This is a genomic window from Lacisediminimonas profundi (assembly GCF_008831265.1).
In the GTDB taxonomy this organism is placed as follows: Bacteria; Pseudomonadota; Gammaproteobacteria; order Burkholderiales; family Burkholderiaceae_D; genus Lacisediminimonas; species Lacisediminimonas profundi.
The window spans coordinates 430060-452324 of sequence record NZ_VTTH01000002.1; the positions used below are offsets into that span (position 1 = coordinate 430060).

21 protein-coding genes and 1 tRNA gene are annotated in these 22265 nt (G+C 60.8%); 9 read left to right on the plus strand and 13 right to left on the minus strand.

Annotated elements, in window-relative coordinates; genetic code table 11:
• Positions 1–108 precede the first annotated feature (108 nt).
• Both tsf and rpsB read right to left on the minus strand, forming a co-directional pair.
• Positions 109–993 carry a translation elongation factor Ts gene (gene tsf / locus FVE66_RS07660; protein ID WP_151446806.1) on the minus strand — a complete coding sequence of 295 codons (885 nt, stop codon included), beginning with the start codon at positions 991–993 and terminating at the stop codon, positions 109–111.
• A 122-nt stretch (positions 994–1115) separates the two neighbouring features.
• On the minus strand, positions 1116–1862 hold the full coding sequence (rpsB, locus tag FVE66_RS07665) for a 30S ribosomal protein S2 (protein WP_151446807.1): 747 nt from the start codon (positions 1860–1862) through the stop codon (positions 1116–1118).
• A 236-nt stretch (positions 1863–2098) separates the two neighbouring features.
• Here rpsB and map point away from each other — a divergent pair, with 236 nt between their 5' ends.
• The 3 genes from map (at position 2099) to FVE66_RS07680 (ending at position 6301) form a co-directional block, all read left to right on the plus strand.
• On the plus strand, positions 2099–2926 hold the full coding sequence (gene map / locus FVE66_RS07670; RefSeq protein ID WP_151446808.1) for a type I methionyl aminopeptidase: 828 nt from the start codon (positions 2099–2101) through the stop codon (positions 2924–2926).
• Between the two features lie 4 nt (positions 2927–2930).
• Positions 2931–5483: a [protein-PII] uridylyltransferase gene (locus FVE66_RS07675; protein WP_151446809.1), complete on the plus strand. Its 2553-nt coding sequence runs from the start codon at positions 2931–2933 to the stop codon at positions 5481–5483.
• 71 nt (positions 5484–5554) lie between these two features.
• Positions 5555–6301, plus strand: coding sequence for a pseudouridine synthase (locus FVE66_RS07680; RefSeq protein WP_151446810.1), 747 nt, complete (start codon positions 5555–5557; stop codon positions 6299–6301).
• Positions 6302–6314: 13 nt separating this feature from the next.
• Here the strand turns inward: FVE66_RS07680 and FVE66_RS07685 are convergent, their stop codons facing one another.
• Both FVE66_RS07685 and FVE66_RS07690 read right to left on the minus strand, forming a co-directional pair.
• Positions 6315–6539 (minus strand): hypothetical protein, encoded by a 225-nt coding sequence (locus FVE66_RS07685; protein ID WP_151446811.1) that lies wholly within the window; start codon positions 6537–6539, stop codon positions 6315–6317.
• A gap of 152 nt (positions 6540–6691) precedes the next feature.
• The gene (locus FVE66_RS07690; RefSeq protein ID WP_151446812.1) at positions 6692–7828 is read right to left on the minus strand and encodes a M14 family metallopeptidase; all 1137 of its coding nucleotides are present in this window, start codon (positions 7826–7828) and stop codon (positions 6692–6694) included.
• Positions 7829–7914: 86 nt separating this feature from the next.
• Between FVE66_RS07690 and FVE66_RS07695 the strand changes: the two genes are divergently transcribed.
• Positions 7915–7991 (plus strand) — tRNA-Pro (locus tag FVE66_RS07695).
• 74 nt (positions 7992–8065) lie between these two features.
• Here FVE66_RS07695 and FVE66_RS07700 read toward each other — a convergent pair.
• Positions 8066–8347 (minus strand): hypothetical protein, encoded by a 282-nt coding sequence (locus FVE66_RS07700; protein ID WP_151446813.1) that lies wholly within the window; start codon positions 8345–8347, stop codon positions 8066–8068.
• A 246-nt stretch (positions 8348–8593) separates the two neighbouring features.
• On the opposite strand from FVE66_RS07700, the gene FVE66_RS07705 reads away from it, so the two are divergent.
• Positions 8594–9976, plus strand: a complete 1383-nt coding sequence (locus FVE66_RS07705; RefSeq protein ID WP_151447247.1) for an FAD-binding oxidoreductase — start codon at positions 8594–8596, stop codon at positions 9974–9976.
• 132 nt (positions 9977–10108) lie between these two features.
• On the opposite strand, the gene FVE66_RS07710 is transcribed toward FVE66_RS07705, so the two are convergent.
• Complete coding sequence (locus FVE66_RS07710; RefSeq protein WP_161993218.1) at positions 10109–10747, minus strand: TetR/AcrR family transcriptional regulator; 639 nt, start codon at positions 10745–10747, stop codon at positions 10109–10111.
• 206 nt (positions 10748–10953) lie between these two features.
• Here FVE66_RS07710 and FVE66_RS07715 point away from each other — a divergent pair, with 206 nt between their 5' ends.
• Entirely contained in the window at positions 10954–12045 is a 1092-nt protein-coding gene (locus FVE66_RS07715; protein WP_151446815.1) for an LLM class flavin-dependent oxidoreductase, read from the plus strand.
• Positions 12046–12126: 81 nt separating this feature from the next.
• Here the strand turns inward: FVE66_RS07715 and FVE66_RS07720 are convergent, their stop codons facing one another.
• A complete protein-coding gene (locus tag FVE66_RS07720) occupies positions 12127–13359 on the minus strand; it encodes a GGDEF domain-containing protein (protein ID WP_161993219.1) in 1233 nt (410 codons plus the stop codon).
• A gap of 217 nt (positions 13360–13576) precedes the next feature.
• On the opposite strand from FVE66_RS07720, the gene FVE66_RS07725 reads away from it, so the two are divergent.
• Both FVE66_RS07725 and FVE66_RS07730 read left to right on the plus strand, forming a co-directional pair.
• Entirely contained in the window at positions 13577–14335 is a 759-nt protein-coding gene (locus FVE66_RS07725) for a type 2 periplasmic-binding domain-containing protein (protein WP_151446817.1), read from the plus strand.
• A gap of 155 nt (positions 14336–14490) precedes the next feature.
• The gene (locus tag FVE66_RS07730) at positions 14491–14877 is read left to right on the plus strand and encodes a DUF5710 domain-containing protein (protein WP_151446818.1); all 387 of its coding nucleotides are present in this window, start codon (positions 14491–14493) and stop codon (positions 14875–14877) included.
• Here the strand turns inward: FVE66_RS07730 and FVE66_RS07735 are convergent.
• The gene (locus tag FVE66_RS07735) at positions 14868–16892 is read right to left on the minus strand and encodes a hybrid sensor histidine kinase/response regulator (RefSeq protein WP_151446819.1); all 2025 of its coding nucleotides are present in this window, start codon (positions 16890–16892) and stop codon (positions 14868–14870) included. The two genes, FVE66_RS07730 and FVE66_RS07735, sit on opposite strands and share 10 nt — an antisense overlap.
• A 151-nt stretch (positions 16893–17043) precedes the next feature.
• Between FVE66_RS07735 and FVE66_RS07740 the strand changes: the two genes are divergently transcribed.
• Positions 17044–17919 (plus strand): DMT family transporter, encoded by an 876-nt coding sequence (locus FVE66_RS07740; protein WP_151446820.1) that lies wholly within the window; start codon positions 17044–17046, stop codon positions 17917–17919.
• Positions 17920–18044: 125 nt separating this feature from the next.
• Here FVE66_RS07740 and soxB read toward each other — a convergent pair whose 3' ends face one another.
• From soxB to soxY, 5 genes are all read right to left on the minus strand, one after another.
• Positions 18045–19757, minus strand: a complete 1713-nt coding sequence (gene soxB, locus FVE66_RS07745; RefSeq protein ID WP_206668727.1) for a thiosulfohydrolase SoxB — start codon at positions 19755–19757, stop codon at positions 18045–18047.
• Positions 19758–19868: 111 nt separating this feature from the next.
• Complete coding sequence (gene soxX / locus FVE66_RS07750) at positions 19869–20489, minus strand: sulfur oxidation c-type cytochrome SoxX (RefSeq protein ID WP_151446822.1); 621 nt, start codon at positions 20487–20489, stop codon at positions 19869–19871.
• Between the two features lie 12 nt (positions 20490–20501).
• Positions 20502–21317 carry a sulfur oxidation c-type cytochrome SoxA gene (soxA, locus tag FVE66_RS07755; protein WP_151446823.1) on the minus strand — a complete coding sequence of 272 codons (816 nt, stop codon included), beginning with the start codon at positions 21315–21317 and terminating at the stop codon, positions 20502–20504.
• A gap of 59 nt (positions 21318–21376) precedes the next feature.
• On the minus strand, positions 21377–21688 hold the full coding sequence (gene soxZ / locus FVE66_RS07760) for a thiosulfate oxidation carrier complex protein SoxZ (protein ID WP_151446824.1): 312 nt from the start codon (positions 21686–21688) through the stop codon (positions 21377–21379).
• 39 nt (positions 21689–21727) lie between these two features.
• A complete protein-coding gene (soxY, locus tag FVE66_RS07765) occupies positions 21728–22189 on the minus strand; it encodes a thiosulfate oxidation carrier protein SoxY (RefSeq protein ID WP_151446825.1) in 462 nt (153 codons plus the stop codon).
• Positions 22190–22265: the final 76 nt, after the last annotated feature.

A 22265-nucleotide genomic window follows, 5' to 3' on the forward strand; every position in this document is an offset into this window, starting at 1 on the left:
CGACTTGCTTGGGCTTAAAACGGGGCATTCTTTCTGGAAAGCCTTGTAAGCAATCGCAACTACTCGAAAAAACGGGCCTTGCGGCCCGCTTTTCCTGATCCTGACTGCTTACGCCTGCTTGGCGGCAGCCACTTGCGCTGCCACCTCGGCAGCGAAGTCGTCCTGCTTTTTCTCGATGCCTTCGCCGACGATGAACATCACGAAGGATTTCACCGATGTGCCGGTGGCCTTCAGCATTTGCTCGACGGTCTGCTTGTCGTTTTTGACGAACGACTGGTTCAGCAGCGACACTTCCTTCAGGAATTTCTGGACCGAACCCTCGACCATCTTGGTCACGATTTCGGCCGGCTTGCCCGATTCCGCTGCCTTCAGCGAAGCGACCGAACGCTCTTTCTCGATCAGGTCGGCTGGAACTGCGTCGGACGACAGCGCTACCGGCTTCATGGCAGCAATGTGCATGGCAACATCCTTGCCAACCTGCTCATCGGCGCCTTCGTACTCGACGATCACGCCGATCCGGGTGCCGTGCAGGTAAGACACCAGCTTGGAGCCGGAATCGAAGCGCTTGAAGCGGCGGATTGACATGTTCTCGCCGATACGGCCAACCAGCGCCGTGCGCAGCTGCTCGACCGTGGTGTCGCCATCGATCGGCAGTGCCGACAGGGCGGCGACGTCAGCCGGGTTCTTTTCAGCGACCAGGCGGGCCAGGTCATTGGCCAGCTTCAGGAAATCGTCGTTCTTGGTGACGAAATCGGTTTCGCAGTTGACTTCGATCAGTGCGCCGACATTGCCGCTGATGAAAGCAGTGACCACGCCTTCTGCGGCGATACGGGAAGATGCCTTGGAAGCCTTGCTGCCCAGCTTGACGCGCAGGATTTCCTCGGCACGGACCATATCGCCGTCGGCCTCGGTCAGCGCCTTCTTGCATTCCATCATCGGTGCGTCGGTCTTGGCGCGCAGTTCGCCTACCATTCCCGCAGTAATTGCTGCCATTTTTTCTCTCCTGTACTGGTTTGGTTGCCCGGCGCGCAGCGCCCGGCAACGAGAATCTGTTTGAAAAAAAGGGGCACACTGCCCCTTTTTCGCCGAGGTCGCTTCTTTCGAAGCGGCCGGCATCAGGCCTGGTCGACCTCGACGAATTCGTCTGCGCCGCCCTTGATGGCTTCGACCAACTCGCTGGTGGAGCTGGAACGGCCTTCGAGGATCGCGTCAGCCACGCCTTTGGCGTACAGGGCGATGGCCTTGGACGAGTCATCATTGCCCGGGATCACGTAGGTGACACCCTCTGGCGTATGGTTGGTATCGACAACGCCGATGACCGGAATGCCCAGCTTGGCGGCTTCGGTGATGGCGCCCTTGTGGTAGCCGACGTCAATCACGAAGATCGCATCCGGAACGCCGCCCATGTCCTTGATGCCGCCGATGGCCTTTTGCAGCTTGGTCATCTCGCGCTGGAACATCAGGCCTTCTTTCTTGCTCATCTTCTCAACCGAGCCGTCAGCGATCGCTGCTTCCATGTCCTTCAGGCGCTTGATCGAGGTCTTGATCGTCTTGAAGTTGGTCAGCATGCCGCCGAGCCAGCGCTGGTCGACGTAAGGAACACCGGCGCGTTGCGCTTCGGCTGCGATCAGCTCGCGTGCCTGGCGCTTGGTGCCGACCATCAGGATGGTGCCGCGATTGGACGACAGTTGACGGATGTACTTCATCGCCTCCTGGTACATGCCCAGGGTTTTTTCCAGGTTGACGATATGGATCTTGTTGCGATGACCGAAAATGTAGGGGGCCATCTTCGGGTTCCAGAAGCGGGTCTGATGTCCGAAATGGACGCCGGCTTCCAGCATTTCACGCATGGTGACTGACATTACTTTCTCCAGGGTTGGGTCTTGAATCCGGACTGTGACCGCCTGCATCGAGCTGCTTGCAGGGCGGCACCCTTTGTGTCCGGAGTCGCGATTTTCGTTGCTCCGCCCAGCACCATGCCAGGCGAACCCGTGATTCTAATACAATTACCCCTTCCGGTTCAAGACCTGCCTTCCAGGCGGCGACGAATACCGTGCCGGTCGTCTATAATTGCATCTTGACAGACTAGGTGTATCACATGGGCTCCATCTCCATCAAAACAGCAGAAGACATCGCCGGCATGCGGGTTGCAGGCCGGTTGGCGGCAGAAGTACTCGACTACATCGAGCCCTTCATCAAGCCCGGGGTCACCACCGAAGAGCTGGACCGGCTCTGCCACGATTACATGGTGAATGTGCAAGACAGCATCCCGGCCCCGCTGAATTATTGCCCGCCGGGCTACACGCCCTACCCCAAAGCAACCTGCATCTCGCTCAACGACATCGTCTGCCACGGCATACCGGGCGACAAGGTGCTGAAGAATGGCGATGTGCTGAATATTGACATCACCGTGATCAAGAACGGCTATCACGGCGACACCAGCCGCATGTTCGCCGTCGGCGAGCCGTCGATCCTGGCTCGCCGGCTGTCGGAAATCACCTTCGAATGCATGTGGCTGGGTATTTCCAAGATCAAGCCGGGCGCACATCTTGGCGACATTGGCCATGTAATCCAGCAGCATGCTGAAAAAGCCGGCTACAGCGTGGTACGCGAATTCTGCGGCCATGGCATCGGCAAGGTGTTCCATGAAGAGCCGCAGGTGTTGCATTACGGCCGGCCCGGAACGCTGGAAGAACTGAAGGCCGGCATGATTTTCACGGTCGAGCCAATGATCAATTCCGGCCGCCGTGAAATTCGCGCGATGGGCGATGGCTGGACCATCAAGACCAAGGATCGCAGCCTGTCCGCTCAATGGGAACACACTGTGCTGGTGACCGAAACCGGGTTCGAAGTGTTGACCGTCTCCCCGGGCATGCGGCCAGCTCCCGCGATCGCCCAGGTTCCGGCCCCGAGCGCCACCGCCTGAACCGATGGCCACGCTTGCGGCGTCGCTGAAAGAGCAGCTTCGGGAAGGCAAACAGTCTGCCATTGACGGCTTCCTGGTCAACGGCCGCCCCGAGAAACTCCTGATGCGGCTGCGGCAAAACGTGGACGCCGCGCTGACCCGCGCCTGGCGCGAGTTCGGCATTCCGGCCGCGCTGTCGCTGGTCGCTGTCGGCGGCTATGGCCGCGGCGAGCTGTTCCCCTACTCCGACGTCGATGTGCTGATCCTGCTCGACCAGGCACCGGATCCGGTGCTGCAGGCCAGGCTGGAACAACTGGTGACGCTGCTGTGGGACCTCGGGCTGGAAGTGGGGCACAGCATCCGCACCATCGATGAATGCCTGACGGAAGCCGCAGCCGACATCACGGTGCAGACCGCGCTGCTGGAGGCGCGCCTGATCACCGGCAACCGCCGCCTTTTCGCCCGGCTGCGCGAGAGCTGCCAGGCGGCGATGGACGCGCCGGCATTCTTCCGCGCCAAGACCCTGGAAATGCGCCAGCGGCATGTCAAATATGAAGACTCCCCCTACAGCCTGGAGCCGAACTGCAAGGAGAGCCCCGGTGGTTTGCGCGACCTGCAGGTGATCCTGTGGGTGGCCAAGGCCGCTGGCCTCGGCGATTCCTGGCGCGCCCTTGCCGAGCGCGGCCTGCTCACCCCGACCGAAGCGCGGCAACTGAAGCAGAAGGAGCGGATCTTCAAGGAGATCCGGATCCGGCTGCACATCATCACCAGGCGGCATGAAGACCGGCTGGTATTCGACGTGCAGACCCCGGTCGCCGAGCTGTCGGGGTATCGCTCGACCGAGACCCGGCGCGCCAGCGAATACCTGATGCAGCACTACTACTGGGCGGCCAAGGCAATTACCCAGCTCAACACCATCCTGCTGCAGAACATCGAAGCCCGGCTGTTTCCCACGGCTGGCGTGGCACGTCCGCTGAACGAGCGCTTCAATGAAATCAACGGCCTGATCGACATTGCCCGCGACGACACCTTCGAAAGCCAGCCGTCGACCATGCTCGAAGTGTTCCTGATGCTGGAGCTGCACCCGGAACTGAAAGGCATGACGGCGCGCACCATGCGATCGCTGTGGCATGCCCGCTTCGGCATCGACCGCAAGTTCCGCGCCGATCCGGTGAACAGGGAGCTGTTCCTGAAGATCCTGCAGGCGCCGCAAGGAATCACCCATGCACTGCGGCGGATGAACCAGCTGTCGGTGCTGGGCCGTTACCTGCCAAATTTCCGCCGCATCATCGGCCAGATGCAGCATGACCTGTTCCACGTCTACACGGTCGACCAGCACATCCTGATGGTGGTGCGCAACATGCGCCGCTTCGCCCTGCCCGAGCATGCGCACGAGTATCCGTTCTGCAGTCAGCTGATGGCGAATTTCAGCCAGCCCTGGCTGCTCTATATCGCCGCGCTGTTCCACGACATCGCCAAGGGGCGCGGCGGTGACCATTCCGAACTGGGGCAGGAGGACGCCCGCAGCTTCTGCCGCGCGCATGGATTGTCGGCGCCCGACACCGAACTGGTCGTGTTCCTGGTCAGGCAGCACCTGTCGATGTCGCAAGTGGCGCAGAAAAAGGACTTGTCGGATGTCGAAGTGCTGCAGGATTTCGCGAACATGGTGAAGGACGAGCGCCACCTGACCGCGCTCTACCTGTTGACCGTTGCCGATATCCGCGGCACCAGCCCGAAGGTCTGGAACGCCTGGAAGGGCAAGCTGCTGGAAGAGCTGTACCAGAAGACGCTGCGCGTGCTCGGCGGCGAAACCCCGAGCGTCGATCGCGAATTGCGCAACCGGCAGGAAGAAGCGCTGAAGACGCTGCGCCTGTATGGCATGTCGGAGCAGGCGCACGAGCGGCTCTGGGACCAGCTCGACGTGGTCTACTTCCTGCGTCACGACGCTTCCGACATTGCCTGGCAGACCCGCAGCCTGGCGACCAGGGTGGACAGCGATACGCCGGTGGTCAAGTGCCGGCTGGCGCCGATCGGCGAGGGCTTGCAGGTGACCGTGTATGTCAGGGACCAGCAAGACCTGTTCGCGCGCATCTGCAGCTACTTCGATCGCAAGAATTTCAGCATCCTTGACGCCAAGATCCACACGACACGGCACGGCTATGCGCTCGACACCTTCCTGGTGACCGAACCGAATTTCGCCAAGAACTATCGCGACATCATCAACCTGATCGAGCATGAACTGGCCCAGGCGCTGACCTCGAACGAAGCGTTGCCGCTGCCGCGCAAGGCAAGGCTGTCGCGGCTGTCGCGCAGCTTCCCGGCCACCCCCACGGTCGACCTGCGCCCCGACGAACGCGGCCAGTACTACCTGCTATCGGTTTCCGCGAACGACCGCAACGGCCTGCTATACGCGATTGCCAGCGTGCTGGCAAAGTACAAGATCAATCTGCACACTGCCAAGATCATGACCCTGGGCGAGCGCGTGGAAGACGTTTTCCTGATCGATGGCCCGACCCTGAACCACGCCCGCAGCCAGATCCAGCTGGAGACCGAATTGCTGGATGTGCTGAAGGTCTGACGGCCGGCAAGCCACCGTGCCCTGCGCTGCCATGTTTTTCTCCCTCTAACTCGCACCTCACCCCGCATCAAATGACCGAACCTCTGCGCCTCTCCAAAAGAATGTCCGAACTGGGCCTGTGCTCGCGCCGCGAAGCTGACGAATGGATCGCGCGCGGCTGGGTGCGCGTGGACGGGGTCGTGGTGTCGGAACTGGGAAGCAAGGTCCTGCCGCACCAGAAGGTCACCGTCACCCGCGAAGCCAGCGTCGAACAGGCGCAACGGGTCACGGTGCTGCTGCACAAGCCGATGGGCTATGTCAGCGGACAGGCAGAAGATGGCTACCAACCCGCCTTCGTGCTGGTCCGGCCGGAAAACCGCTGGAGCGAAGACACGGCGCCAATCCGGTTCCACCCCTCGCAACTGAAGAGCCTGGTCCCCGCCGGACGGCTGGATATCGATTCCACCGGCCTGCTGGTGCTGACCCAGGACGGCCGCATCGCCAAGCAGCTGATCGGCGAAGACACCTCGATCGAGAAGGAATACCTGGTGCGGGTGCAGTACTCACGCCCGGGCCGCCTGCCGGATGCCGACCTGAAGCGACTCAATCACGGCCTGTCCCTGGATGGCAAGAAGCTGTTGGCGGCAAAGGTCACCTGGCAGAACGACGACCAGTTGCGCTTCATCCTGCGCGAAGGCAAGAAGCGCCAGATCCGGCGCATGTGCGACATGGTCGGACTGAAAGTGCTGGGCCTGAAGCGTGTTCGCATCGGCCGCGTAAAGCTGGGCGACCTGCCGCCAGGGAAATGGCGCTATCTGTCGGCGACCGAGAGCTTCTGAACGCGCTGCAGTCCTAGCGGTAGTAACGACCCGGATGACGGTAGTACCGGTAAGCCGGATAGGCGGGATAAGCCGGATAAGCCGGGTAGGCATAGACCGGCCCCACTACCACCGGCGGCGGCGGGTTGACATAGACACCGGCGGAGATGCCGACTTCCGGCGGATAGGCCGGCACCACTGCGCATCCGGCCATCAGGGCCGACAGCGCAAGCAATCCACCTGCCATTAAAATTTTCACGATGAGCCTTTCAAGGAAACCTGAGGCATCATCCGCCGGCAAGCCAGTCAATGCTGTGACGATTTGTAAAGGGTGTGCCAGGGCGCCGACAAGCGGGGACGTTCGAGACCTTCCGCTGCATCGCGCTTAGCGCGATGCGACTATCTGCTTCTTCAATCCACCCCGGCCGGCATTACCGAATGCAGCATCGCCTGCAACACCGCGGCGCCCAGGGCCGCGCTGCGCGCACCGTTCCAGCCCACCTCCGGATCCGGCAAGGCAGCGTTATCCTTGAACGGCATCTCCAGCGTCAGCGACACGCATCCGAATGCATGGCCGACATACTTCGAGGCCAATGCCAGCATCTCTTCCCGATACTTCCCCGACGGGTAGCCATGGACCTTCTGGAAGTCCGGGCTCGCATCGCAAAAACGATCGATGAATGCCTGCTGCGCCCTCGCCTGCTGTGCGGTGAAGCCGTCGAGCATTTCACAACCGGCCGTGAACACATACGGCAAGCCCTCATCGCCATGCACGTCGAGGAACAAGTCACACCCGGTCTGGTGGATCTTGTTGCGCACGCATAGCACTTCCGGGCTGCGCTCGGCCGACGGCGTCATCCATTCCCGGTTCAGGTTGGCCCCCGCTGCATTCGTGCGCAGGTTGCCAAGGACCGAGCCGTCCGGATTCATGTTCGGCACCACATATAGCACCGCATGTTCAAGCAAGCGCGCCGCGACCGGATTGGCGCGCTCGGTCAGCGCATTCAGCATGCCATCGACGAACCATTCCGCCATCGATTCACCGGGATGCTGGCGCGCGATGACCCAGATTTTCTTTTCCTTGGTGGTATCGCCGACCACCACCATGTCGATGTCGCGCCCCTCCAGCGTCACGCCGAGATTTTCCAAGCGCGCACGCGGCGAATTCGACATGCGGCCCAGCAGGTCCAGGTGCCGTTCCCACGAGTATGGTTCGAAATACGCGTAGTAGACGACATCCGCCGTCGGCGTGTGCTGCACCGTCAGCACCTGTCCATCGTAAGTGGTCGGAACGCGATACCAGCGCTGCCGGTCCGTGCTGGCAACAACCTGATAGCCAGGCCAGCCGTCCGGATAAGTCGCCTTGCCCGCATTCAGGAAACGCAGCACCGTGTGCTGGCCACGCACGCCCTCGACACGGAAATAAAACCACTGGGAAAAATCGGCCTTGCTGTCGCGCCGGATGTTCAGGCGAATGTCATTTGCGGATTGTGCGAGGACGACTTCAATCGCGCCCGCGTCGAACTGGCTGCTGATTCTGATGGTCATGAAAAAAGTTGAATAGCTGGGGAGGAAAAATCTGTCGGATCAGCATACGCCAATCCATATTGCTCTGCTATAATTCGGGCCTCAGTCGGGGCGTGGCGCAGCCTGGTAGCGCACTTGCATGGGGTGCAAGGGGTCGCGAGTTCGAATCCCGCCGCCCCGACCAACAGAATCAAAGGGTTGCAGATCACAAGTCTGCAGCCCTTTATCTTTTTCGCTCCGCGGCGCACCACACCTGCCCTACTTTTTCCCCTGCATCTTGGTCGACAAACCATCGGCCCGCCTGCGCTGCTTCATCGCCCCGATAAACCCCTCGATCAATGTCTTGATCAGCGCATTGGCGACCTTCGGCAATCCCGACTTGTAGACCCACTTGCGCATGCCCAGGTAAAAGATGCTGGCGTGCAGTGCCCAGACCAGTTCGACATCCATCTCGGGGTCGTCGGCATCGGCTGGTTCTGCGAGTTGATACGCATGGCGCACCTCTTCCGCCACGGTCTTGAAGATCCGCTCGCGCAGCAATTCAAACAGCCGGTTTTTGATGCCCTCCTGCTTCAGGCTGGCAAAGAGCCTGTTGAACGGCCGGCAACAAAGTACAGCAGCCTCAGTGCTGTAAGTTGGCTAAAAATCAAACTTGAACAGTGAATTCGCCCCCAATGTTCGTACGAAAGGAATAAAACCCGTACTGTTCATAACAGCGGGCTCTAACACCCAGAACCCACTGGAAAAATAATGAGTGCAATCAAGGTTCGTTCGCTACATGGCGAAATTGTTGATCTCAGCAGCCAGGCCGTGGACAACTTGCAAGCAAAGGTTCGCGGCCAAATAATTACGCCGAGCAGCGCCAACTATGACGAGTTGCGTGAGATATGGAATGCGATGATTGATCGCCGTCCGGCTCTGATTGTGCGCTGTAGTGGTGCGGCTGATGTGATGCAGGCAGTAAGGTTTGCCAGGCAGCATCAGCTGCTCACATCCGTCCGTGGAGCGGGTCATAACATCGCCGGCAAGTCCCTTCACGACGGTGCATTACTTATCGACCTTGGCGCCATGAACACTGTCTGGGTCGATCCTGAAGCAAAAATCGCTGTGGCCGGCCCCGGCGCTATGCTTGGGGATGTGGATCATGAGACCCAGGCCTATGGCTTGGCGGTTCCTACCGGAATCAATTCCACGACGGGTATTGCGGGCCTGACCCTGGGTGGTGGATTTGGCTGGACCAGTCGCTCGTTAGGGCTGACAGCTGACAATCTCATTGCGGCTGAGGTGGTCACCGCCGAGGGGGAACAAATTCGCTGTGATGAAAATAGCCACCCAGATCTATTCTGGGCCATTCGCGGAGGGGGCGGGAATTTCGGTGTTGTGACCTCGTTCAAGTTCAAATTGCACACTGTCGGTCCAGAAGTCATGTCCGGCCCGATTGTGTTTCCATTTGACCAGGCTAGCTCCGTATTGCATAAATACCGCGAGTTCTGCGCCAGTTGCCCTGAGGAACTGACTGTATGGGCGGTCATGCGTGATGCACCGCCGCTTCCTTTTCTCCCTCCAGAAGTGCACGGCACTAAAGTGTTGATTCTTCCAGCGCTATACAACGGCCCGTTGAACGCGGGGAAAAAGGCGTTGGCCGCTCTCAAAAAGTTGGGGCAACCCATTGGTGATGGCTTCGGGGCGTATCCCTACACCGGCTTCCAGCAAGCTTTCGACCCATTGCTTACCCCCGGCGCGCGCAACTACTGGAAGTCACACAATTTCACTGAACTGAGTGACGAGTTAATTGGCAAGCTGATCGATTACGCAAGCAAGCTTCCCAGCGCGCAGTCAGAGATTTTCATAGCGCAAATGGGAGGGGCAACCAATCGAATTTCACCTGATGCCACCGCCTATCCACATCGTGATGTCGAGTTCATCATGAACGTTCACACCCGCTGGGACACTGCCGATCAGGATAATGCCTGCGTGAGTTGGGCACGCGAGTTCTACGCTGCCACCGAACCCTTTGCCACCGGGGGTGTTTACGTAAATTTCATCAGTGAAGGTGACGACTCGGTTCGGAGTGCATACGGCAACAACTATGACCGGCTGTCCCGGGTGAAATCCAAATACGATCCCGATAATTTCTTCCGCCTTAATCAGAATGTCAGGCCAGACTGAGCAGTACGCTCTGAATTGCCCTGGCAAGGGTTAGCTAGTTCGAATCCCGCCGCCCCGACCAACAGAATCAAAGGGTTGCAGATCACAAGCCTGCAGCCCTTTTTCTGCAATTCTCCACGCACCAGCCCTACCCTACTTTTTCCCCTGCTCGTTCGTGGCCAAACCATCGGCCCGCCTACGCTGCTTCATCGCCCCGATGAACCCCTCGATCAATGTCTCGATCAGCGCATTGACGTCCTTCGGCAATCCGGACTTGTAGACCCACTTGCGCATGCCCAGGTAAAAGATGCTGGCGTGCAGTGCCCAGACCAATTCGACGTCCATCTCGGCGTCGTCGGCATCGGCAGGTTCGGCGAGTTGGTAGGCATGCCGCACCTCTTCCGCCACGGTCTTGAAGATCCGCTCGCGCAGCAGTTCAAACAGCCGGTTGTTGATGCCCTCTTGCTTCAGGCCGGCAAAGATCAGGATGCGCACCCAGTCCTTCTTGAGCATGCTCTTGGCGTAGTCGAGGTAATAGCGCTTGAGCCGCGCTTCGATCGGCACGGTCCGGTCTCGTAACTGCTGTTCCCATAGCGGATTCCAGCGCGCTACGTACACTTCCTGGTAGACCCGGTCCACCAGGGCCTGCTTGTTCGGAAAGTACTTGTAGAGCAGCGACTGGGTTACACCTATGTGGCGGGCAAGGTCGCGCGTGCCGCACTCGAACCCGTGCTGCGAGAAGTATTCGATGGCCTTCTGGACGATCAATTGCTCGCGTTTGGAGATGTCCATCCGGGGTGCGCGCGGCTTGCGTACGGCTGTCGTTGTTTGATCTGTCGTCATGAGAAAGCGGGTGTTTCGTAGCGCCGGCAATGGGTACGGTTCGAATTGCGGAATTGTAACGCTGCCATGCAACGCTGCCCTTCAAGGCAGGACTTGCAAAAGGAAAACCGTCAACTTATAGTGATCACCTGATCACTATAACTCGGAGACCTTTGATGAAGTTGGGAATGTTCATGATGCCCTTGCATCCACCGGGCCGACGCCTTTCTGACACCCTGAAAGAAGACCGGGAGGCGATCCTGCTTGCCGACCGCCTGGGCTACAGCGAGGCTTTCGTCGGCGAGCACGTGTCGGATGTGGCTGAACCCATTTCGTCGTGCGTCGCCTTTCTCGCCAGCCTCGCCTACGAGACCACGCAGATCCGGCTCGGCACCGGCACGGTGAACCTGCCCAACAACCATCCGGCAATGGTCGCCGCGCAAGTGGCGATGCTGGACCACATGTGCGAGGGGCGATTGATCTTTGGCATCAGCCCGGGCGGGCTGATGTCCGATGTCGAGTTGTTCGGCAACCTCGACCGCGACCGGACCGAAATGCTGGTCGAGTCGATGGACATGATTCTCGACATCTGGACCAAGGAGGCGCCGTACGAACTCAAGGGCAAGTACTGGAGCGTGAGCACCGCGAAGACCGGCATTCCCGAGATCGGCCAGGGCAAGATCGTCAAGCCGTTCCAACAACCCTTTCCGCCGGTGGTGGTGACCGCGGTCGCTCCCTTCTCCAAGGGCGTGACCGAGGCAGCCAAGCGCGGCTGGCAGCCGATCTCGGCCAACTTCCTGCTACCCAAGTGGGTCGCCAGCCACTGGCCGAAATATGTAGAGGGACGGCAGGCGGTTGGCCAGGAAGCGCATCCGCGTGAATGGCGGGTCGCCAAGAGCATCTTCGTGGCCGACAATGACCGCGATGCCCGCGAATACGGCAAGGGCCCGAATGGTCCCTATGCGTTTTACTTCAAGCAATTGATGCGCAAGCTGATCGTCGGCGGCGGACGCTCGAACCTGTTCAAGCCGGACCAGGACATGCCGGATTCGGCGGTCACGCTCGAGTATGCGCTGGACCAGCTGGTCATCGCCGGCACCGTCAATGACGTGGTGGACCAGCTGCTCGCCTTTCGCGATCAGATCGGTGATTTCGGCACGCTGCTGTACGCCTGCCACGACTGGATCGATCCGGCGTTGGGCAAGCGGTCCATGGAGCTGATGGCGACCGAGGTGCTGCCTCGGGTGAACCAGGCATTGGGGCGCTGAATAGCGGGCTTATGAAGAAGGCTGGCCGGTGGTTTGCACGCGATCCGGCTAGCCCCGCTTGCAGCTGATCCTGCACGGCTGCTATCCCACCGCCACCTGGTTGCGTCCGGCATTCTTGGCTCGATACAGCGCTTCATCAGCACTGAACACCAGCGCCTCGGCCGACGTCTCCCCGCCCGGGATCATTGCGGCGACGCCGATACTCACGGTGACCTTGCCAAACGGCGATTGCGCATGCGGAATTTCCATCGACTCCACGGCCTGGCACAAGCTTTCCCCCAGCACTTTCGCCTGAACCAGGTCGGTATCTGAGGCAATCACGACGAACTCCTCGCCGCCATAGCGGGCGCTCATGTCGCCCGAACGGCGCGCTCCGCCCTGCAATGCGCCCGCCACCTTGATCAGGCAGTCATCCCCGGCCTGGTGGCCATAGCAGTCGTTGTACCTCTTGAACAGATCGATATCGATCATCAGGATCACCAACGCCTCCCCGGCGCGTCGGGCGCGCGCCCATTCGGCGGCGAGCACTTCATCGAAATGACGCCGGTTGTACAAGCCGGTCAGGCCGTCCGTGATTGACAGCGCTTCCAGCTTGCGGTTGGCGTCTTTCAATTCGTCGGAATAGTCTTTCAGCGTGGCATTCTGCTGCCGCAAGATCTCGCGATTCTGGAACAGTTCATGTTCGGCGCGCTCGTGGATCATCAGCACCATGCCAATCGAAAGCAAGGTCAGGTCGATGATGGCAGTCAGGAAGGTAAGCGTCTGGATCTGGTTGTTCGCGAGGAAGGTCGCCAGTTCCATTTGTCCGGTCAGTGTCCCGACGATCCGGGCCAGGAAAATCAGGGTGGCGAAAAGGAATCCCGTCATCAGGATGTACTGGCCGCGCCCACTCGTTTCATGGCGCCGCTGGATCAAGGTGATCAATGCAGTCGCGGTCAGCCCGGCGCAAATCACGCCGCTGATGACCAGCCGCGCCTGCATGGCATCCAGCAAAAAGGAAAAGCTCAGTCCGAGAACCACAACCGGTAGCCAGATCAGCCAGTGCCGCGCACGACGCTGCTGGAACAAGAGAATTCCTTCGACGAACAGCGTCAATCCCGATACCAGCGCGACATTGGCAAGCAGGATCGAGATCAGGTCGCTGATCTGCCCGCGCAGCACAAACAGGCCATAGGTGAATGCATGTAGCGCCAGCGCACCGGACCAGGCCAGCATGACGCGGCTACGGCGGTAGGCGACTGCGGCGAGGGCAATCGCCACCGCGGAACTGGTGACGATGATCGTCACCATTAATGTCGGGATATCAAGATTCATGATGCAATTTTGACACATTGCCACGAGGAAAAGCATCGCCATCGCGCACCGAAGCGCTCAAGACAGGATCAAGCGCAGGTCACTCCTTTTTCCATATAACTGCAATGCATAAGCAAACTCGGAAAACATTCTTGTGCGGTGGGTCTCGCTCGCACAAACTTCAGCCTGTTCCAGACCCGCAAACGCACTTTTTAGACATCCTTATCTGAAGGCACCTATGGCTACCCTGATCAAATCCGCATTCTTGCGCGGCGCCGCGCTCTCCCTGGTTTTGTCCGCCATCTGCGGCGGGGTTGCTGCGGCCAGCATGGTCCAGGATGCCGGACAGCAGCCGGCCGATGCGCTGGGCGCGAAGGCCCGGACGCACGCCACCATTGAAGCTGGACTCGCAGAAGACATTGCCAGGCGCTTGCCGCTGGCAACAGCCGATTCGGGTTCAGCACAGCGCTCGCGCATCCAGATCAAGACGATTGCAGACCTGAACGCACTGCCAGGCAGCCGGGCAGTCATTCCGGTCAAATACAGCACTGCACCCATGGCCATCCTGCGCACCGACACCTCGATTCGTAGCGCCCAACAACTTGCCGGCCAGACCGTATGCCTGGCCGAGGGCGGGAATTACGCTGGTCTGGCCGAAGCCCGCTACGGCGCAATTGAAAAGGCTTACCCGTCCCTGACCGACGCGCTGGTTTCCTTGCGCACCGGTGCATGCGCCGCGGTCGTGCATGACAGCACGGTGCTCGAGGAACTGTCCAGGCTGCCGGAATGGAAGAAGTTCTCCGCACAGATTCCCTTGGGCGAATCGAGGACGCTGGCCTTGGTCTTGCCTGCAGCAGATACCACGACTGTCGCCCAATTGAAGCAGGCGGTCGGCGACTGGAACGCGAAATCCTTCCCGGACGCCCTGGTCAAGCAGGTGGTGCGCGGAATTTCATCCGACGTCCATCTGACGCAGCGGGCACCGGACGCGTATTGAAATAACGCCCGCCACGGAAATCCACCATAAGCGGCGACTTTTCTGATGGTGCAAAAAGGCCAACCACCACGGTTGGCCTTTTTGCTTTCCGGCGTCCTTGTGCTATACAGATGGCCAGCCACAACACCGCCATCATCCTCGACCATCCGCCTGCAATGACAAACGACGCAACCCTGAACGTCCCCTCGGCCCCACCCTTCGACCCGCCCTACATCACGGCCCTTGAAACCGGACTCGGCACCCGATGGGTTGAAACCCGGGCAGACGGCACGGTTCGCGACATCGTCCGTGCGCCCAGACCTGCTCCCGGGTCCGCCCCCAGCCCTGCCGCCCCGTCAAAGTCCACCGCACCGCGCCGGTCCGGCCAGGCGGCCGGGCGGACAGCGTCGGCGGGCAAGTCCGCCATGGTGCTGGATGTTCCATTCAGCGAGAAAGATGATGCCAAGCGCCTCGGCGCCCGCTGGGACAGCGTCCAGCGCAAGTGGTATGTGCCGCAGGGCCTGGATATCAAGCTGTTTTCGCGCTGGTCGGATCAGTCCTGACGAATGTCTGCGGGGCCGGCACTACTTTCCCTCACTTTCAGCTTCCTCGCCCAGCCCGCCATCACGGCATCGACCGCCGAAATCAAATTCCGGACATCGATCGGCTTGCGAACGTAAGCCGTGAATCCTGCAGCGATCGCCCGCGCTCCGTCCTCCCTGCGCGCGAATGCCGTCAGCGCGATGGCCGGCATCTGCGCCACGCCGTTCCCCAGCTTCCGTACGCGCCGTATCAGTTCAAACCCGTCCACGTCCGGCATGCCGACGTCGCTGACCAGCAGATTCGGCGTGTCCCTGGTCAGCAACGCTAGCGCCTCGATGGCAGAACTGGCCCCGATCACGTGTGCGCCGTACTGAGCGAGTATCCGGGTGACCAGATGACGGGCGTCGGCGTCGTCATCCACCACCAGTATCCTGAACGCCGAAAAGTCGACTGCCTCCGCGGCGGTGCCCGCCACTGCGGCGCGCGCCAGCGCTTCGGGCGAGCCGGTCCGATCCGGCCGGCTTGCCCCGGCAACCGGAAGGGACACCACCAATGTGGCGCCCCGCCCTTCTCCAGGGCTGGCCGCGCTGACGCTGCCGCCATGCAGTTCGACCAGTTGCCGGACGATTGACAGGCCGATGCCCAAGCCGCCATGCCGGCGTGTGGTGGATGCGTCCGCCTGCCGGAAGCGGTCGAACACATGCGGAAGAAAATCGGCGCGGATGCCAATCCCGGTGTCCGACACTGTGATCTCGATCTGTTCGCCGGCCCGATTGAGTTCGACCACCACCTCGCCGCCTTCCGGCGTGAACTTGATTGCGTTCGACAACAGGTTCGACATCACCTGCTGCAAGCGCGCCGGGTCGCCCCATACGCGATCGGCAGCGCCGCAGGCATTGACGAAGCGAATACCGACCTGCCTGGCACTGGCGGCCGGTTGCGCGCTCTCGATTGCCGTCCGGATGAACGAAACAGGATCTGCCAGTTGCAACTCCAGGCGCACGTGGCCGGCGACGATCCGGCTCATGTCGAGCAGATCGTCGATCAGCTGCGCCTGCAGGCGTGCATTGCGTTCAATGGTGGCAAGGCCGTTCTGCGCCGCCTGGTCGGTGATTTGCAGCCGCAACAACTGGGCCCAGCCCAGCACCGAATTCAAGGGTGTGCGAAGCTCGTGCGACAGGGTGGCGAGGAACTCGTCCTTCAGGGCGCCGAGTCGCTCCGCGTCGGCACGCGCAGCCCGTTCGCCTTCCAGCAAGCGCTGCCGCTCCTCGGCAATGTCTCTTGTCAGCGCCAGCATCTGCGTGCGCGACTCAAGCCGGGCGTCAAAAATCGAGGTCAGCAACGCGATCGCCAGGACTGAAAAGGTTGCGATGGAAACGACGATCGCCAGCCCATCCTGGCTGAATCCCGATCCCGCGGCCAGGCACACGCTGCCCAGAGGAAAATTGGCCGCCAGCATGCCCGTGTAATGCGTGCCCGCTATCGTCCCTCCCAACAGGATCGACGCCGCAGCCCTCGGGATCCAGATCCGTGTCGTCCTGTCGCGCAGGATGCGCCCGACAAAAAGCGCGATGACGCCGGCGACGACCGCAAAAACGACAGATGCCGCGACCCATGCAGGATCGTAGACAATGGCGGGCTCCATCCGCATCGCGGACATGCCGATGTAATGCATGGCGCCGATTCCGGCCGCCAGCAGCAGCGCGCACGCCAGCAGTCGCGACACGGATGGTGCGCGCAAGCGCATTTGCACCAGCGCAAGCGCCGAAGCGAGGATAGGGATCAGCCAGGACCCGAGGGTGATGCCGAGGTCGTAGCCAACCGGAATCGGCAAGCGGAACGCAAGCATGCCAATGAAGTGCATGGCCCAGATGCCGGTGCCCATGGCAAACGCACCGCCGACTATCCACCAGAATGCGCCCCCGGCTCCTTGCTGGTTGACGCGGCTTCCCAGGGTCAGCGCGATATACGAAGCCAGGATCGCCACCAGTATGGAGATCAGGACCAGCGGATGTTGATAGTGGCTCGACAACATTTTGATGGGTCCGGGCAGGGAGCTTGATGGTTCGACCACGAGATTGAAGATTCGGTCGGGCCGCGTGTGTTTCCCGTCTCGGGCAAGCCATTGCAAAGCCGCAGATTTCCATTATGGAAGCACAGGAAGTTCCTGGCAGTAAAATGCCGGGATGAAAACTGCATTGGCACCGGGCATCGCCCTCATGAGTTCACTGTGCTTCGGCATTGCGATGATCACATCACGAGTCGGACTGCGCTCGCTGGACGCGCGCTCCGGTGCTGCCATCAGCATTCCGACTGCGACGCTGCTGTTCATCATCGCGGCGCCGTTCATACTGGATACCAGCGGCTTCACCATGCACGCGGCCCTGGTGTTCGCCGCGATCGGCATCTTCTTTCCGGCCGTTGTGACGATGTTCACGTTCCGCTCCAACGAGCTGCTTGGCCCCACAGTGACCAGCGCAGTGTCAGGCACCGCGCCACTGTTTGCGCTGCTTGCCGCTGGCATCTTCCTGCAAGAACGGGTGCCGCCGCAGGCAGCGCTGTCTGCGCTCGGCGTCGTGGCCGGGGTGGTGATGCTGACGTGGAAAAGAAACGCAGTACGCAGCGATTTCGCCGCCAGCTCATTGTCGTGGGCGGTCGCGGGCGCCGTCATGCGCGGCCTGGCGCAAGCTGCGGTCAAGGCCGGATTGCTGCTGTGGCCGAGCGCCTTCGCTGCCGGCCTGATCGGTTATGTGATGTCGTCGGCAACGGTGCTTGGCGCCGATCGTTTGCGCAAGGGAAAGCGACCGATATTGAACCGCAAAGGACTTGCCTGGTTTGCCGTTACCGGTGTTTTGAACGGTAGCGCCGTGCTGCTGATGTACGTGGCCCTGAGCATGGCCCCGGTGTGGAAAGTTGCACCGATCATCGCCTCGTACCCATTGATCACGGCGATCATCGGCGCTGCAGTCCTGCACGACGAGAAACTCTCGCTGCGTACCGCCGCTGGCGCATGCCTTACCGTGGCTGCCATCGTCTACCTGGTGCTGTCGAAGGCCCACTAGCCGTTCCGACCTCGCCGCGCGCGGGGCGATGCTACAGCGGCCAAATTCGAGACACTCCGGCACACCCCGCACCCCGGACGTGTGGAGGTGCGAGGCGGCGGCAGGCGTTCAGGCCATCACTGCCATCACGGGGCAATGCCCGGATTGCCTTCCATGCCAATAATGCGCGGCGTGTTCAGCTTGCGCGACTTGACCACCTTGTTGGCGCGCAGCCAGGTGGCGACCACGTCCCATACCGGTTCGCCCTTCGCGCCTTCGGCCACCGGCGCCCAGCCGGCGACCTTGTAGGTCTTGCCGGCTTCGATCGGCTTGCCGTTCAGGCGCATGTCCTGGATGCGCGATCCCATTTTTGCGTTCGGCTCGATCGAATAGGTCATGCCGCCCACCCGCACCATGTCGCCGCCCTGCTGGTAATAAGGATCGGGATTGAACAGGTTGTCGGCCACGTCCTCCATCACCGTCTTGATCATCTCGCCCTTCATTTCGCTGAGCGTGGTGTACGAATAGGTGGTGGCGGTCTGGTCGAGCACATGCTCCATCAGGATCGGGCTGTTCGGCAGCAGCGAGGTGCCCCAGCGGAAGCCGGGCGAGAACGCGAGGTCAGCGCCCTTCACTTCCATCAAGGCGTCCACGATCAGCTGGTCGAAAGTGCCGTTGAAATTGCCGCGCCGATACAGCGTGCCTTCGGTGATGGCGAGCTTTTCGTTCAGTTTCGCTTCGTAGGGCGCGCGCACCTTCGTGATCAGCTGGTCCATCTCCTTGTCGGCCGGCAGGAAGTTGGAGAATACCGGCAGCAAGCGGTACTGGAAGCCGTCGATCTTGCCGCCACGCACGTCGAAGTCGAGCACGCCCAGGAATTTGCTGTTGCTGCCGGCATTGGTGACCAGCGTCTTGCCACCGGCATTGTTCACGACCACCGGAGCCGGCATGCCGTCGTGCGTGTGGCCGCCGAGGATGGCGTCGATGCCGCGAACGCGGGACGCCATCTTGATGTCCACGTCCATGCCATTGTGCGACAGCACGACCACGACTTTCGCACCCTTGGCGCGCGCTTCGTCAACCATCTTCTGCATGTTGTCGTCCTGGATGCCGAAGCTCCACTCGGGCACCATGTAGCGCGGATTGGCGATCGGCGTGTACGGGAATGCCTGGCCGATGATGGCCACCGAAACGCCGTTCATCTGCTTCATCACATACGGTGCGAAAACCTGGTCGCCGAAGTCGGTGGTCTTGATGTTTTGCGCAATGAAGTCGACCCGGCCCTTGAAGTCCTTCTCGACGATTTCCTTGACGCGCTTGTCGCCCAGCGTCATTTCCCAGTGCGCGGTCATCACGTCCACGCCCAGTTGCAGGCAGGCGTCGACCATGTCCTGGCCATTGGTCCACAGTGCCGTGCCGGAACCCTGCCAGGTGTCGCCGCCGTCCAGCAGCAGCGCGCCGGGACGGCCGGCCTTCATCCGCTTGACCAGCGTGGCCAGGTGGGCGAAGCCGCCGACTTTGCCGTAGGTCCGCGCCGCCTGCTCGAAATCGAGATACGAGAAGGCATGTGCCTGCGGCGTTCCCGGTGCGACGCCGATTTGCTTCAGCAATCGCTCGCCGACCAGGTGCGGCATCCGTCCGACCGCTTCGCCGACGCCGAGGTTGACGTTGGGCTCACGGAAGTAAATCGGCTTGAGCTGCGCGTGGCAATCGGTGAAGTGCAGCAAGTGGACATTGCCGAAGCGCGGAATGTCATACATTTTGCCGGCCGACGGCGCCGCCAGCACGCCGGGTGCATTCAGCGCCATGCCACTGGCCGCCGCCATCCCCATCAGTTGCATGAACTCACGCCGATTCATACCCATCATCATTCCTTGAAAATATTTCTTAACGTAATCTGGACGCAAGCTGCAAAGCAGGATGCGGAGGCCGGCATGCCGGTCCTCCGCATCCGTCCTGCTATTTGCCGCTTACTTGTTGACTGGCGAAGCCGGGTCCATCAGCAGCGCCATCACATCCTTCAACTGGCCCTCGGTCAGGATGCCAGCATGGCCGAAACGCGGCATGTTGGAGCACGCGGTGTAGGCCTGGGAGTTGTAGATCTTGCCCCAGGTGTACTGCATGATCGCATCGCTTTGTCCGCGCAGCTTTCCGTAGTTGTACAGGGAAGGCCCGATGTTGCCGTACGAGATTTCCTGCTTGCTGATCTGGTGGCAGGCATAGCAGTTGCCGCCGTTGACGCCACCCACCTGGTCAGACGATTGCATGCCGCGCCCGTTCTGCGCGACCTTCTCGCCTTCCTGCCATTTGCCAAGGTATTTGCCGTCGGACGGCAGCTTGATGTTCTTCATCTGGGTGGCCTCGATCCGTGCCGCCACTTCCTTCGGCCGCTCGGTCGGATATTCGCTGCACAGCTTCTGGGCTTCGTCCTGGTTGAGCATCCTCTCCATCGTGGCCGGGCCCTTGGAGCGGAAGTCTTCCTTCAGCATTTTCATGGCCAGGTCGTTGCCGTCCCCTTGCGTAGCCATCGCTGCGCAGCCGGCGAGGAACACGCCGGACACGAGCAGGAGGCCTGTCTTTTTCAGCTTCATCTGTCGTCTCCCTTATCGTTTCAGCGCAGGGCCGGCGTAGACGCCACCCTCGGCATTCTTTGCCAGGAACATCGTCACCGCAGTGATCGCATCAGAGCCATACAAGGGCTCCGGGAATCGTTGCTGGCGGAAGCAGTCGTTCAAGCGATGCTGCATGGTCCGCACCTCGCCTTGCGACACGCGGTACGCCGGCCAAGTGGTGTAGGCCAGTTGCGCGTTCTTCTTGTTCAGGATGTTGGGCAGGTCCTGCAGGCGGATGCGCTGGTTGTCCACGGAATGGCAGGTGGCGCATGCAAAGTCATAAGCGCCCCCGCGGTAGAAGAAAATCTTCTTGCCCGCTTCGTACATCGCCTTTTCCATCGGATGACCGGTGGGCGTTGCCATCGGCAGGCCGCGCGACTCGGATGTGATGTACGACACGATCGCCTCGATGTCGGACGGTTTGCCGGTGGCGGCAAAGGGCTGCGCAGTTGCCTGGGCACGGGTCAGGCCCTGCAGCGTCATGCGGCAATGCATCAGCCGCTGCTCCAGGTCCATCACCTTGTTGACGTCCTTGAAGTGACGCGGCAGCTCGGTATAGGCGCCCTTCACCACGCCCGGCCCTTTGCCGAGGTCGCACTGCTCCAGCGAGACGTTCTTGGGGCCGGTCTTTTTCTTCCAGAGCTCCTCGCCGCGCATCTCCCACAATTCCGCGGGGTTGCCATCGGCCAGCATTTGCCGGTAGCGGGCAATCTCGTCAGTTGCGGAGGCTTGCGCCAGCGCCGGGCCGGCGGCACCGGCCACAAGGGTTGCGAACCCCGTCAACAATAAAAGCTTCTTGCGTCTCATCTTGTCTCCTTTGGATAAATGGAGGCGGTTCTGCGCCGCCCTGCTTCGCCTGCCGATGCTCAGGAAATCGTCGCTTCGTCAGTGCGGGTGTCGCCTTTGCTGTCGACCCAGGTTACCGTGACCTTGTCGCCCTTGGCGCCGCCCTTGAATTTGAACGACAGGAACGGGTCCTTGGAAATCGCCGTGCCGAAGTTAGCGTCGAGCACGACTTTGTCTTTCCATTTTGCTTGCAGGCTCTTGATGAAATGCGCCGGGATCGGTTTGCCGGCCGCGTCCTTGCGCTGGCCGGTTTCCATGTCGTGACGCATCAGGATCTTGACTTCGACTTCGTCACCAGTTGCATTTGCGCGGATGCGCATCGGATCTGCCATGATATTTTCCTCTGGATTGTCTTGGATTGCCTGGATCGATCAGCCGCCGCAGCCGCCGAGCGTGACCTTGATTTCCTTGCTGGCGATGAGCCACTTGCCATTCGCTTTCACCAGCGCGTGGACATTGGATGTGCCACCCATTTTCACGCGCGTGCTGAAGGCCGGGTTGCTGCCCGGGGGAATGGTGAAAGTGGCGGCCAACGGGGTCGGGTTCTTCTCGACCAGGATCGCCATGAACTCGGTATTGGGAGCCGAGCTTGCAATCGAGACCGGCACCACCGCACCGTTCTCCGCGATGTCCGGACCGTTCATGGTCACATCCTTGCTGACCTCGAACTTGTCGCTGCCGAGTGCCTTGATGGCCTCTTCCATGGTCTTGCTGTCAAATGCCTTGCCATTCCATTCGGCCGCAAAAACGTCCGATGGCTTCAGCAGTCCGGCGGTGAAGGCAAGGCCCAGCACCGTCGAGATACGCATTACGTCGCGTCGTGTCTGATTCATTGTGGTCTCCAGCGAGATATTAAGATTGAAAATAGAGCCGGCTGTAGCCGGTCTTGCTGTTGGCTTGCTTCGGCTG

Coding starts and splice junctions, on each gene's coding strand:
- tsf (WP_151446806.1), bottom strand. CDS start 993: ATGGCAGCAATTACTGCGGGAATGGTAGGCGAACTGCGCGCCAAGACC.
- rpsB (WP_151446807.1), bottom strand. CDS start 1,862: ATGTCAGTCACCATGCGTGAAATGCTGGAAGCCGGCGTCCATTTCGGA.
- map (WP_151446808.1), top strand. CDS start 2,099: ATGGGCTCCATCTCCATCAAAACAGCAGAAGACATCGCCGGCATGCGG.
- FVE66_RS07675 (WP_151446809.1), top strand. CDS start 2,931: ATGGCCACGCTTGCGGCGTCGCTGAAAGAGCAGCTTCGGGAAGGCAAA.
- FVE66_RS07680 (WP_151446810.1), top strand. CDS start 5,555: ATGACCGAACCTCTGCGCCTCTCCAAAAGAATGTCCGAACTGGGCCTG.
- FVE66_RS07690 (WP_151446812.1), bottom strand. CDS start 7,828: ATGACCATCAGAATCAGCAGCCAGTTCGACGCGGGCGCGATTGAAGTC.
- FVE66_RS07710 (WP_161993218.1), bottom strand. CDS start 10,747: ATGGACATCTCCAAACGCGAGCAATTGATCGTCCAGAAGGCCATCGAA.
- FVE66_RS07715 (WP_151446815.1), top strand. CDS start 10,954: ATGAAGTTGGGAATGTTCATGATGCCCTTGCATCCACCGGGCCGACGC.
- FVE66_RS07720 (WP_161993219.1), bottom strand. CDS start 13,359: ATGAATCTTGATATCCCGACATTAATGGTGACGATCATCGTCACCAGT.
- FVE66_RS07725 (WP_151446817.1), top strand. CDS start 13,577: ATGGCTACCCTGATCAAATCCGCATTCTTGCGCGGCGCCGCGCTCTCC.
- FVE66_RS07730 (WP_151446818.1), top strand. CDS start 14,491: ATGACAAACGACGCAACCCTGAACGTCCCCTCGGCCCCACCCTTCGAC.
- FVE66_RS07735 (WP_151446819.1), bottom strand. CDS start 16,892: ATGTTGTCGAGCCACTATCAACATCCGCTGGTCCTGATCTCCATACTG.
- FVE66_RS07740 (WP_151446820.1), top strand. CDS start 17,044: ATGAAAACTGCATTGGCACCGGGCATCGCCCTCATGAGTTCACTGTGC.
- soxB (WP_206668727.1), bottom strand. CDS start 19,757: ATGAATCGGCGTGAGTTCATGCAACTGATGGGGATGGCGGCGGCCAGT.
- soxX (WP_151446822.1), bottom strand. CDS start 20,489: ATGAAGCTGAAAAAGACAGGCCTCCTGCTCGTGTCCGGCGTGTTCCTC.
- soxA (WP_151446823.1), bottom strand. CDS start 21,317: ATGAGACGCAAGAAGCTTTTATTGTTGACGGGGTTCGCAACCCTTGTG.
- soxZ (WP_151446824.1), bottom strand. CDS start 21,688: ATGGCAGATCCGATGCGCATCCGCGCAAATGCAACTGGTGACGAAGTC.
- soxY (WP_151446825.1), bottom strand. CDS start 22,189: ATGAATCAGACACGACGCGACGTAATGCGTATCTCGACGGTGCTGGGC.